Source organism: Variovorax paradoxus B4 (genome assembly GCF_000463015.1).
GTDB lineage: Bacteria > Pseudomonadota > Gammaproteobacteria > Burkholderiales > Burkholderiaceae_C > Variovorax > Variovorax paradoxus_E.
Window position 1 is genome coordinate 1,436,351 of sequence record NC_022247.1, and the last position, 11,292, is coordinate 1,447,642.

The 11,292-nt window shown below is 67.3% G+C and carries 10 protein-coding genes; 7 read left to right on the top strand and 3 right to left on the bottom strand.

What is annotated here, in order from left to right; translation table 11 throughout:
• Positions 1 to 2: 2 nt before the first annotated feature.
• On the top strand, positions 3 to 1,514 hold the full coding sequence (locus tag VAPA_RS06500) for a tripartite tricarboxylate transporter permease (RefSeq protein ID WP_021005973.1): 1,512 nt from the start codon (positions 3 to 5) through the stop codon (positions 1,512 to 1,514).
• Positions 1,515 to 1,602: 88 nt separating this feature from the next.
• On the opposite strand, the gene VAPA_RS06505 is transcribed toward VAPA_RS06500, so the two are convergent.
• A complete protein-coding gene (locus VAPA_RS06505) occupies positions 1,603 to 2,529 on the bottom strand; it encodes a LysR family transcriptional regulator (RefSeq protein ID WP_021005974.1) in 927 nt (308 codons plus the stop codon).
• A 98-nt stretch (positions 2,530 to 2,627) separates the two neighbouring features.
• Between VAPA_RS06505 and VAPA_RS06510 the strand changes: the two genes are divergently transcribed.
• Genes VAPA_RS06510 through VAPA_RS06525 form a run of 4 tightly spaced genes read left to right on the top strand, consistent with a single transcriptional unit; the run spans position 2,628 to position 7,018 of the window.
• Positions 2,628 to 3,602: a Bug family tripartite tricarboxylate transporter substrate binding protein gene (locus tag VAPA_RS06510; protein WP_041946029.1), complete on the top strand. Its 975-nt coding sequence runs from the start codon at positions 2,628 to 2,630 to the stop codon at positions 3,600 to 3,602.
• 12 nt (positions 3,603 to 3,614) lie between these two features.
• Positions 3,615 to 5,228, top strand: coding sequence for a gamma-glutamyltransferase family protein (locus VAPA_RS06515; RefSeq protein ID WP_021005976.1), 1,614 nt, complete (start codon positions 3,615 to 3,617; stop codon positions 5,226 to 5,228).
• A 21-nt stretch (positions 5,229 to 5,249) separates the two neighbouring features.
• Positions 5,250 to 6,200, top strand: coding sequence for a DMT family transporter (locus tag VAPA_RS06520; RefSeq protein ID WP_021005977.1), 951 nt, complete (start codon positions 5,250 to 5,252; stop codon positions 6,198 to 6,200).
• A gap of 26 nt (positions 6,201 to 6,226) precedes the next feature.
• Positions 6,227 to 7,018 (top strand): SDR family oxidoreductase, encoded by a 792-nt coding sequence (locus VAPA_RS06525; RefSeq protein ID WP_021005978.1) that lies wholly within the window; start codon positions 6,227 to 6,229, stop codon positions 7,016 to 7,018.
• Between the two features lie 46 nt (positions 7,019 to 7,064).
• Here VAPA_RS06525 and VAPA_RS06530 read toward each other — a convergent pair whose 3' ends face one another.
• A complete protein-coding gene (locus VAPA_RS06530) occupies positions 7,065 to 7,970 on the bottom strand; it encodes a DMT family transporter (RefSeq protein WP_021005979.1) in 906 nt (301 codons plus the stop codon).
• Positions 7,971 to 8,071: 101 nt separating this feature from the next.
• On the opposite strand from VAPA_RS06530, the gene VAPA_RS06535 reads away from it, so the two are divergent.
• Together VAPA_RS06535 and VAPA_RS06540 are read left to right on the top strand one after the other, a co-directional pair.
• Entirely contained in the window at positions 8,072 to 9,055 is a 984-nt protein-coding gene (locus VAPA_RS06535) for a quinone oxidoreductase family protein (protein WP_021005980.1), read from the top strand.
• 121 nt (positions 9,056 to 9,176) lie between these two features.
• Positions 9,177 to 9,587, top strand: a complete 411-nt coding sequence (locus VAPA_RS06540) for a response regulator (RefSeq protein WP_021005981.1) — start codon at positions 9,177 to 9,179, stop codon at positions 9,585 to 9,587.
• A gap of 21 nt (positions 9,588 to 9,608) precedes the next feature.
• Here the strand turns inward: VAPA_RS06540 and VAPA_RS06545 are convergent, their stop codons facing one another.
• Positions 9,609 to 11,270 (bottom strand): Na/Pi cotransporter family protein, encoded by a 1,662-nt coding sequence (locus VAPA_RS06545; protein ID WP_021005982.1) that lies wholly within the window; start codon positions 11,268 to 11,270, stop codon positions 9,609 to 9,611.
• Positions 11,271 to 11,292: the final 22 nt, after the last annotated feature.

Sequence of the window (11,292 nt, forward strand, 5' to 3'; positions counted from 1 at the left end):
TCATGGAATTGATTAACCACCTCTCGATGGGTTTTGGCGTTGCCTTTACCTTCACGAACCTGCTGTACTGCCTCGGCGGCTGCATCCTGGGCACGCTGATCGGCGTGCTGCCGGGCATCGGCCCGGTCGCGACCATCGCGATGCTGCTGCCCGCCACCTACGCGCTGCCGCCCGTGTCGGCGCTGATCATGCTGGCCGGCATCTACTACGGCGCGCAGTACGGCGGCTCGACCACCGCGATCCTGGTGAACCTGCCGGGCGAATCGTCCTCGGTGGTGACCGTGATCGACGGCTACCAGATGGCGCGCAAGGGCCGCGCGGGTCCGGCGCTGGCCGCTGCGGGCCTGGGCTCGTTCTTTGCCGGCTGCGTCGGCACGCTGATCCTGGCGGCCTTCGCACCGCCGCTGACCGAACTGGCCTTCAAGTTCGGTCCGGCCGAGTACTTCTCGCTGATGATCCTGGGCCTGATCGGCGCGGTGGTGCTGGCTTCGGGCTCGCTGCTCAAGGCCATCGGAATGATCGTGCTGGGCCTGCTGCTGGGCCTGGTGGGCACCGACGTGAATTCGGGTGTGGCGCGCTACAGCTTCGATGTTCCGGAACTGACCGACGGCATCGGCTTCGTGGCCATTGCCATGGGCGTGTTCGGCTACGGCGAAATCATTGCCAACCTTTCGCGTCCCGACGACGAACGCGAAGTGTTCACCGCCAAGGTCTCGGGCCTGTTCCCGACCAAGGAAGACTTCAAGCGCATGATCCCTGCAGTGCTGCGCGGCACGGCGCTGGGTTCGGCGCTCGGCATCCTGCCCGGCGGCGGCGCGCTGCTGTCGGCCTTCGCGGCCTACACCATCGAGAAGAAGACCAAGCTGCATCCCGGCGAAGTGCCGTTCGGCAAGGGCAACATCCGTGGCGTGGCCGCACCCGAGGCGGCCAACAACGCCGGCGCGCAGACCTCCTTCATCCCGCTGCTGACGCTGGGCATTCCGCCCAATGCGGTGATGGCGCTGATGGTGGGCGCGATGACCATCCACAACATCCAGCCCGGCCCGCAGGTGATGACCAGCAACCCCGAGCTGTTCTGGGGCCTGATCGCCTCGATGTGGCTCGGCAATGCGATGCTCGTCATCCTGAACCTGCCGCTGATCGGCATGTGGATCAAGCTGCTGACGGTGCCCTACAAGTTCCTGTTCCCGGCGATCGTGCTGTTCTGCGCCATTGGCGTGTACTCCACGAACAACAACACCTGGGACATCTGGATGGTGGGCATCTTCGGCTTCGTGGGCTACACCTTCTTCAAGCTGGGTTGCGAGCCTGCGCCGCTGCTGCTGGGCTTCATCCTGGGGCCGATGATGGAAGAGAACCTGCGCCGCTCGCTGCTGCTCTCGCGCGGTGACTGGAGCGTGTTCGTCACGCGTCCGATCTCGCTCGGGCTGCTGCTCGCTGCGGCGCTGCTGCTGGTGATCGTGCTGCTGCCGGCGGTCAAGGCGAAACGCGAAGAAGCCTTCGTCGAGGATTGACCCCGGGGCAACACCTGCGGCCCGGCAAAGCCGGTTCCGCGGTGTTCCACGAAAAACACGACGGCGCCTCTGGGCGCCGTCTTCTTTTTCAGGGCTTGTTTGCGCGCGGCGGCTTCATATGCTGCCGTGCCATGGCGAGGAAGGCCATGGCCGCGGGATTGAGCGGGTGCTTGGCCAGGCGGATGGCGACGACCGGGTACTCCAGAATCGGGCGCGTGACGGCCACCGCGCGCAGGTTGCCGGGCATCAGCACCTCCACATAGCGCGGCAAGAGTGCCACGCCCGCGCCCGCCTGGATGAGGCCGAACGCGGTCGACAGCATCGACACGTGATGGACCACGCGCGGGTACACATTGGCCATGCTCGACAGCTGGCGGCTCACGGCGCGCCACACGTTGGCGTCGGGGTTCACGTGGATGAAGGGGAGCGACTCCAGGTGCCTGGCGTCGACCACCACGCGCTGCGCCAGCGGATGGTCGTCGCGCACGAACAGGGCCATGCGCTCCGAGAAAAGCGGCTCGGTCGCCAATTCGGAGTGCTTCTGCCCGATGTCCGAGCCGAAGCCCAGGTCGGCCTCCTGCGAGAGGATGCGCGAGATCATCTGCTCCGCGGTGCTGTCGAGCAGCGTGGTCGCCAGCGTGGGGTGCTTCAGCGAGAACCGGCCGAGCATCGGCGGCAGCAGCGCGCCCGCCGTGAGGTGGCCCACCGCCAGCACCACGCGTCCTTCGCGCAGCTGCGACTGCGATCGGCACGCGTCCACCGATTCATCGATCAGCCGCAATGCGCGCACGGCGGTTTCGACCATCACCTGGCCCGCACTCGTCAGCTGGATGCGGCGGCCCCGCACCACCAGCGGCTGCCCGAGCTCTTCCTCCATGCGCTTGACCAGATGGCTGATCGCGGGCTGCGTCAGCTGCAAGGCTTCCGCCGCAAGCGTGAAGCTGCCCGATTCGGCGACCGCCGCCAGCGCGCGCAGCTGCTGCAGGGAGACCTCTTCCGTCGCGTTTCTTGCCATAAGCTGTATTCATAGTTGAATAACCTGGATTATCTGGCTTGATGCCAATGCGCTGCATAGCATGCGAAGTTTTCTCCACGGGGCCAGAATCCAGCACCATGAAAAGAATCCAGTTCATTCAAGGGATCGCCGCTGCGCTTTGCGTGGCTGCATCGACGGCCAGCCTGGCCCAGGGCTATCCGAACAAGCCGGTGCGGCTCATCGTGCCGTTCCCGGCGGCCGGCGCGACCGACCTTTTCGCCCGCACGCTCGGGCAGAAGATGAGCGAAAAGCTCGGCACCACGCTGGTCATCGACAACAAGCCGGGCGCGGGCGGCGCCATCGGCTCGGACATGGCCGCGAAGGCGCCGGCCGACGGCTACACGCTTCTGCTGGCCACCACCAGCACCCATTCCATCGGGCCGGCCATCTCCAGCAAGCTGCCCTATGACACGGTGCGCGACTTCACGCCCATCGCGCACGTGGGCGACGCGCCGAGCATCATGCTGGTGCCGGTCAACTCGCCCGCGAAGAGCGTGCGCGAATGGATCGACTACGCGAAAAAGAACCCCGGCAAGCTCAACTACGCCTCCAGCGGCAACGGCACCATCGTGCAGCTCACGGCGGAGCTCTTCAAGTCGCAGGCCGGCGTGTTCGTGACGCACATTCCCTACAAGGGCACGGCGCTGGCCATTCCCGACCTGATCAGCGGCAAGGTCGACGTGCTGTTCGACTCGCTGCCCACCGGCATGCCACACGTGCGCGACGGCCGTCTGCGCGCGCTGGGCGTCACCACGCCCAAGCGCAGCCCGCTCGCGCCCGAGCTGCCGCCGATCGCCGACACGCTGCCGGGCTTCGAGTCGAACACCTGGTTCGGCTTCTATGGCCCGAAGGGTCTGCCGGCAGACATCGTGGCGCGCGTCAACAAGGCCGCGAACGAGGCATTGGCCGATCCCGAGGTGAAGGAAAAGCTTTCGCGCCTGGGCATCGAACCTGCTGCCGCCGGAACGCCCGAGCAGTTCGCCAGGATGGTGGCTGCCGACGCCGCCAAGTGGAAAAAAATCGTGGTCGAGCGCAAGATCACCAACGAATAGCGAGCACACCCCATGAACTTCGACTTCAGCAACCCCTATCTCTCCACCCGCATTCCGATCTTCGCGCGCAACGTGGTGTCGACCTCGCACCCGCTCGCCTCTCAGGCGGGGCTGCGCATGCTGCAGCAGGGCGGCAATGCCGTCGATGCGGCCATTGCCACGGCGGCCGTGATGACGCTGGTCGAGCCCGTGAGCAACGGCCTGGGCAGCGACGCCTTCTGCATCCTGTGGGACGGCAAGGAACTGCACGGCCTCAACGCCTCGGGTTGCGCGCCCAAGGCCTGGACGCCCGAATATTTCAAGGCCAAGTACGGCGCCGATGCCGTCACGCCGCCGATGCGCGGCATCGATTCGGTCACCGTGCCGGGCGCGGTGCGCGGCTGGGTGGCGCTGAGCGAGCGCTTCGGCAAGCTGCCTTTCGCCGACCTGCTGGCGCCGGCCATCGACATCGCCGAGCGCGGCTACCTGGTGCCGCCGGTGGTGCAGCAGAAGTGGGCCGCTGCCACGCCGGTGCTGGCATCGGTGGCGGGCTTCGCGCAGACCTTCATGCCCTGGGGCCGCGCGCCCGAAGTGGGTGAGCTGTTCCGCTTCACGGCCGCCGCGCGTGCGCTCAAGGCCATCGCCCGCACCAAGGGCGAGGCCTACTACAGCGGCGAGATCGCCGAGGCGCTCGCAAGGTTCTCGAAGGAGCAGGGCGGCTCGCTCACGGTGGCCGACCTCTCGGCCTACCAGCCCGAATGGGTCCAGCCGATCTCGCGCGACTACCGCGGCCACACGCTGCACGAGATTCCGCCCAACGGGCAGGGCATTGCGGCGCTGATCGCCCTCGGCATCCTCGAGAAGTTCGACATCGCTTCGCTGCCGGTCGACTCGGTGGCTTCGCAGCACCTGCAGATCGAGGCGATGAAGCTCGCCTTCGCCGACGTGTACCGCTATGTGTCGGAGCCATCGTCGATGACGGTGACACCCGCCCAAATGCTCGATGACTCCTACCTCGCATCGCGTGCGAGACTCATCGACGTGAAAAAGGCGCAGGACTTCAAGGCCGGCAACCCTGTCAAGGGCGGCACCATCTACCTCACGGCGGCCGACGAGAGCGGCATGATGGTGAGCTTCATCCAGAGCAACTACATGGGCTTCGGCTCGGGCTGCGTGGAGCCCGAGTTCGGCATCAGCCTGCAGAACCGCGGCCATGGCTTCAGCCTCAAGGCCGAGAGCCCGAACGTCGTGGCGCCCGGCAAGCGGCCGTTCCACACCATCATCCCGGCCTTCCTCACCAAGGACGGCCAGCCGGTGATGAGCTTCGGCGTGATGGGCGGCAACATGCAGCCGCAAGGCCACATGCAGACGCTGGTGCGCATGCTCGACTACAAGCAGAACCCGCAGGCCGCATGCGATGCGCCGCGCTGGCGCTTCAACGCGGGGCTCGAGATCAACGTCGAGGCCGCGATGGACCCGGCCACGGTGCAGGGCCTGCGCGAGCTCGGCCACCACCTGGACGTGATCGACGACTCCTACCAGGATTTCGGCGCCGGCCAGTTCATCTGGCGCGCGGGCGATCCGTCGGTCGAAGGCTACGTGGCCGCCAGCGATCCGCGCCGCGATGGCCTGGCGGCAGGCTTTTGACGGCCACGCGATGATCGGGGAATGACCAAGTCCGCCGTACAGACCGGCATTCCCCCTTCTTCTGCCAGCGGCGCAAGGAGCCTTGCGCCCGGCCTCGTCCTCGCCTCGCTGGGCGCGGTCGCGTTCAGCGGCAAGGCCATCATCGTCAAGCTGGCCTACCGCTACGGCGTGGATGCGATCACGCTGATCATGCTGCGCATGCTGTTCGCGCTGCCGCTGTTCGCGGTGATGGCGTGGTGGGCCGGCCGCGGCAAGCCCGCGCTCACCTTGCGCGACTGGCTCGGCGTGGCCGGGCTCGGCTTCTCCGGCTACTACCTTGCGAGCTTTCTCGACTTCGCGGGGCTCGCCTACATCTCGGCCAGCTTCGAGCGGCTCATTCTCTATCTCAACCCCACGCTGGTGCTGCTGTTCGGCTGGCTGCTGTACCGGCGGCGCGCCACGCGGCCGCAGGTGCTCGGCATGATCGTGAGCTATGCCGGCGTGCTGCTCGTGTTCGGGCACGAACTCTGGATCGGTGGCGGCGGCAAGGGCGGCGGGGCGGCGGCCTGGGGCACGTTCCTCGTGTTCCTGAGCGCCGTGAGCTATGCGGCCTATCTCGTCTACAGCGGCGAATTCGTCAAGCGCCTCGGGTCGCTGCGGCTCGTGGGGCTGGCCACCACGGTGGCGTGCGTGCTGTGCATCCTGCAGTTCGTGCTGATGCGGCCGATGAGCGCCGCGATGCAGGTGGCGCCCGAGGTCATCTGGCTGTCGGTGCTCAACGCCACGCTGTGCACGGCGGTGCCTGTCCTCATGGTCATGATGGCCATCGAACGTATCGGCCCGGCCATGGCCGCGCAAACCGGCATGATCGGGCCGCTGTCGACCATCCTCATGGGCGTGGTCATACTCGGCGAGCCGTTCACCGCGTGGATCGCGGCCGGCACGGTGCTCGTGATTGCGGGCATCTTCGTTTTCACAAGCACGGGGCGCTAGCGTCCCTGCAGTTCAGGAGCAACAACATGGATTTGGGCATTGCAGGCAAGACTGCGCTGGTGTGCGGCGCGAGCAAGGGACTCGGCTACGGCTGCGCCGAGGCGCTGGTGCGCGAGGGCGTCAACGTGGTGATCGTGGCACGCGGTGCCGAGGCGCTGGAGGCGGCGGCGAAGAAGTTGACCGAAGCCGCAGGCGCATCGGGTCCCTTCGTCAAGCACGTGGCCGCCGACATCACCACCGAGGCCGGCCGCGCGGCGGTGTTCGCGCTGGGCCACGACTTCGACATCGTCGTCACCAACGCCGGCGGCCCGCCCCCCGGCGATTTCCGCAACTGGGACCGCGAGGCATGGATCAAGGCGGTCGACGCCAACATGCTCACGCCCATCGAACTGATCAAGGCCACGGTGGACGGCATGGCCAAGCGCGGCTTCGGGCGCATCGTGAACATCACGTCGAGCTCGGTGAAGTCGCCCATCGACATCCTGGGCCTGTCGAACGGCGCACGCAGCGGCCTCACCGGCTTCGTGGCCGGCGTGGCGCGCACGTCCATCGCCGCGCAGGGTGTGACCATCAACAACCTGCTGCCCGGCGCCTTCGACACCGACCGCCTGAAGGGCACGATGGCCGGCGCGGCGCAGAAGTCGGGACAGGACTTCGACACCGTGTGGGAAGCCCGCAAGAAGAACATCCCGGCCAGGCGCTTCGGCACGCCGGCCGAGTTCGGCGCCATCTGCGCCTTTCTCTGCAGCATGCAGGCGGGCTACATGACGGGGCAGAACGTCCTGGCCGACGGCGGCGCCTACCCCGGCACGTATTGAACTCGCCCCCAGGCTGCGCGCACAAGGGGGAAGGGGCGTTGTTGAATCAGCGCCGTGACGAGACCACGATGCCGCCCACGATGAGGGCGAAAGCCGCGCCGTGGTACCAGTGCGGCGGCTCGCGCAGGAAGGCCGCGGACAGCAGCGCGGCGAACAGCGGCGTGAGGTTCATGAAGAAGCTCGCGGCCTGCGGCCCCGCATGCTGGACGCCACTGCCCCAGCAGCGGTAAGCCAATACCGCCGGGCCGATGCCGATGAATGCCAATGCCGCCAGCAGCGGCCATCCGAGTTCCATGCGGGCGTCGGTCAGCGTCCATTCCCCGGCCGCGAACAGCCCCGACCATGCGAGGCCGAACACCAGCTGCGCCATCAGGAACGCGGCCCAGTCCTGCCGCACGCCCTGCGGCTCCCGCGTGCGCGCCAGGATCCAGCTGTAGAACGCCCAGGCGATGGTGCCCAGGATCATGTAGAGATCGCCCGGCACCAGCCGCAGCGCGAGCAGCTGCCGCCATTCGCCCCGGCTCAGCACCAGCAGCACGCCCAGCATCGAGAGCAGCGAACCGCCGATCTCGCGCCCACTGACACGCGCGCCGAAGAAAACGGTGCCCGTCGCGAGCATCCACAGTGGCAGGCTGGAGCCCACCAGCGTGACGTTGATCGGCGTGGAGGTCTGCAGCGCCAGGTACTGGAACGCGTTGTAGCAGCCGATGCCCAGCAGCCCCAGCACCGAGTAGCGCTTCCAGTGCGGCCACATCGGGCTGCCGCGGCGCAGCACCGGCCATGCGAGCGGCAGCAGCAGCACGAACGCGATGACCCAGCGCACGAAGTTCAGCGTGAGCGGCGACACCAGGTCGCGCACCAGGCGGCCGACGACGGCATTGCTCGCCCACAGCAGCGGCGGCACGGTGAGCAGGAAGACGGTGGAAGGCGTGAGGCGCTGCTGGATCTGCATGGCCGCCGACTCTACCGGGCATTGCCCGCCCCCGCCCTGGAAAGGCCAAACGTGGCACCATGCGCCTCTTCTTTTCTGTGCGACTGGAGACTGCAAAGATGATGAGCAAAGCCGTCCGTATCGACCGCCATGGCGGTCCCGAGGAACTGAAGATCGTCGACGTCGAGGTGGGCGAGCCCGGCCCCGGCGAGATCCGCATCCGCCACAAGGCCGTGGGCCTGAATTTCATCGACACCTACCAGCGCAGCGGACTCTATCCGTTCCAGATGCCGCTGCAGCTGGGCATGGAAGCCTCGGGCGTGGTCGAGGCGGTGGGCGAAGGCGTGGTGCACCTGCAACCCGGCGACCGCGCCGCGTACGCGAGCCAGCCGCCCGGCGCCTACAGCGAGCTGCGCGTGATGCCGGCGAAGAACGTCTGCAAGCTGCCCGATGTGATCTCCTTCGAGACCGGCGCAGCCATGATGCTCAAGGGCCTGACGACGCAATACCTGCTGAAGAAGACGCTGCCGGTGGAGGGCCTGCAGCCGGGCGACTTCATCCTGTTCCACGCGGCGGCCGGCGGCGTCGGCCTGATTGCCTGCCAGTGGGCCAAGGCGCTGGGCCTGCAGCTGATCGGCACCGCGGGCAGCGACGCCAAGTGCAAGCTCGCGCTCGAATACGGCGCGGCGCATGCCATCAACTACAGCACCGAGAACTTCGCGGCCCGGGTGAAGGAAATCACCGGCGGCAAGGGCGTGAAGGTGGCGTACGACTCGGTGGGCAAGGACACCTGGGAAGGCTCCATCGACTGCCTGCGCCCGTTCGGCCTGCTGGCGGTGTTCGGCAACGGCTCGGGCCCGGTGCCGCCGATCAGCCTGGGCACGCTCGCGTCCAAGGGCTCGCTCTACGTGACGCGGCCGACGCTGTTCACGCACATTGCCACGCGCGAGAGCACGCAGGCGATGGCGGACGACCTGTTCGCAGTGGTGCAGAGCGGCGCGGTGAAGATCCCGATCGACCAGCGCTATGCGCTGGCCGACGTGCAGCAGGCCCACCGCGACCTGGAAGCGCGCAAGACCACCGGCTGCACCATCCTCACGCTCTGAGGCCGGGCCGCGGCTGGCTCGCCGGAGGGCCAGCCTTGTCCTACCCGGGGTGGGGTGTCATGCCTGCGTCTTGTGCGAGGCGCAATTTGTAGCCTTCAGCAAAGCCAGCGAAGGCCAGCGCATGGACACCGTCAGAACCTTCATCGTCGAGGACAACCCCGCCATCCGCGAGAACCTGGCCGGCACGCTGCGCGAGGTGGCGCGGGTCGATCCGGTGGGCCAGGCCGAAACGCAGAGCGAGGGCGCGCGCTGGCTCGCGCGCAATCTCTCGCAGTGGGACCTGGCCATCGTCGACCTGTTCCTGAAGGACGGCACCGGCTTCGGCGTGCTCGAAGCCTGCCGCAACCGCGAGCCGAACCAGAAGATGGTGGTGCTCAGCAACTACCTGACCCCGGAGATGCGCCGCAGGTGCGTGCAACTGGGCGCCGACGCGGTGTTCGACAAGGCCACGGAGCTCGATGACCTGATCGATTTCTGCCTGCGCCGCCGGCAGGAGCAGTTCATGGCCTCGCCGTTTCGGGCGGCGCACTGACCCCGCGGTTCTCGCGGCAGTTCAGCCTTCGATCTTTCCCAGCCGTGATTCGCGCAGCCGGCTCGGCGCCAGCGCGCCCGCCGATTCCAGGATGGGATAGGCAATGGAGCAGATGTGCGAGTTGATCCGCTTCAGGTCGCTGATCAGGTCGATGTGCAGCGAGCTGGTCTCCATGCTCAGCGTGGTGCGGTCGGAGAGCCGCTCGAGGTGGGTGGTGGCATAGGCCCGCTCGAGGTCGCGGAAGCGGGCTTTCTCCTGAAGCAGCCGCTGCGCATCGCGCACGTTGCCGTTCAGGAAGACGCTCATGCTCAGCCGCAGGTTGGCGACCAGCCGTCCATGCAGTTCCACGATTTCCGCCATGCCCGCTTCGGAGAAATTGCGCTGCGGCTTGATCTTCTTGTCTTCGATGTCGATGATCACGCGCTCGATGATGTCGCCGATCTGCTCCATGTTGATGGTGAAGCTGATGATGTCGGTCCAGCGCCGGCTTTCTTCCTCGCCCAGCGCCTCGCGGGAGATGCGCGTCATGTAGTACTTGATGGCCGAATAGAGCTCGTCCACCGTGTCGTCGAGCTGCCGCAGCTCCTGCGCCAGGCGCAGGTCGTTGTGGCGGATCACGTCGAGCGTGCCGATGAGCATGGTCTCCACCACGTCGGCCTGGTGCAGCGCCTCGCGCGCCGCGTTGGAAATGGCGAGCGAAGGCGTCGAGAGCGCGGAGGGATCGAGATGGTGGGGCCGCATGGAGGAGGCCGGCAGCGGCGGCACCGGCAGCATCTTCGTGACCAGCGTGGCGACCCACTGCGTGAGGCCGATGAAGCCCACGCTGATGACCACGTTGAACGCCAGGTGGAACAGCACCACGCCGTGGGTTGCATTCGGCACGTGCGGCTGCACATGGCGCAGCCAGAGCCCGACGAAAGGCGCGACGATGGCGACCCCCAGTGCCTTGAAAAGCAGGTTGCCCACGGTGACCTGCCGCACCGGCACGGCCGACTTGGCCGTGGTCAGCACCGCCAGCAGGCCGCTGCCGAGGTTGGCGCCCAGCACCAGCCCGAGCGCGACGTCCAGCGGAACCACGTTGGAGCTTGCCATGGCCGCCACCAGCAGCACCACGGCCAGACTCGAATAGGCCACGATCGCCAGCACGGCGCCGATGGTGATCTCGAGCAGCACGTCGCTGTTGAGCGAGGCCAGCAGCACGCGAACGGCCGGCGCCGAAAAAAGAGGTTCGGTCGCTTCCACCACCAGCTGAAGCGCCAGCAGCATCAGCCCCAGGCCGATGAGCACCCGGCCCACACGGCCCGCCACGCTGGCCGAGCGGGAAATGAACAGCACCACCCCCACGAAGATGAACATCGGCGACAACCACGACAGGTCGGCCGAGAACAGCACCGAGATGAGCGCCGTGCCCACGTCCGCCCCCCGCATCACCGCCAGCGCCGCCGGCAGCGTGACCAGGCCTTGCCCCACGAAGGAGGAGGTCATCAGCGAGGTGGCGGTGCTCGACTGCACCAGGGCCGTGACGCCGATGCCCGACAGCGCGGCCGTGAAGCGGTTGCGCATGCTCTGCACCAGGATCTTGCGCAGGTTGGCGCCGAACACGCGCAGCACGCCCGTGCGCACGAGGTGCGTACCCCACACCAGCAGGGCAACGGCGGCGAGCAGGTTCAGGAGATGCTTCATGGGGGCCGGTTTCTATCCTTTT

Bases quoted from the DNA above. Each gene is read 5' to 3' on its own strand.
- VAPA_RS06500 (WP_021005973.1), top strand. From the start codon at position 3: ATGGAATTGATTAACCACCTCTCGATGGGTTTTGGCGTTGCCTTTACC.
- VAPA_RS06505 (WP_021005974.1), bottom strand. From the start codon at position 2,529: ATGGCAAGAAACGCGACGGAAGAGGTCTCCCTGCAGCAGCTGCGCGCG.
- VAPA_RS06510 (WP_041946029.1), top strand. From the start codon at position 2,628: ATGAAAAGAATCCAGTTCATTCAAGGGATCGCCGCTGCGCTTTGCGTG.
- VAPA_RS06515 (WP_021005976.1), top strand. From the start codon at position 3,615: ATGAACTTCGACTTCAGCAACCCCTATCTCTCCACCCGCATTCCGATC.
- VAPA_RS06520 (WP_021005977.1), top strand. From the start codon at position 5,250: ATGACCAAGTCCGCCGTACAGACCGGCATTCCCCCTTCTTCTGCCAGC.
- VAPA_RS06525 (WP_021005978.1), top strand. From the start codon at position 6,227: ATGGATTTGGGCATTGCAGGCAAGACTGCGCTGGTGTGCGGCGCGAGC.
- VAPA_RS06530 (WP_021005979.1), bottom strand. From the start codon at position 7,970: ATGCAGATCCAGCAGCGCCTCACGCCTTCCACCGTCTTCCTGCTCACC.
- VAPA_RS06535 (WP_021005980.1), top strand. From the start codon at position 8,072: ATGAGCAAAGCCGTCCGTATCGACCGCCATGGCGGTCCCGAGGAACTG.
- VAPA_RS06540 (WP_021005981.1), top strand. From the start codon at position 9,177: ATGGACACCGTCAGAACCTTCATCGTCGAGGACAACCCCGCCATCCGC.
- VAPA_RS06545 (WP_021005982.1), bottom strand. From the start codon at position 11,270: ATGAAGCATCTCCTGAACCTGCTCGCCGCCGTTGCCCTGCTGGTGTGG.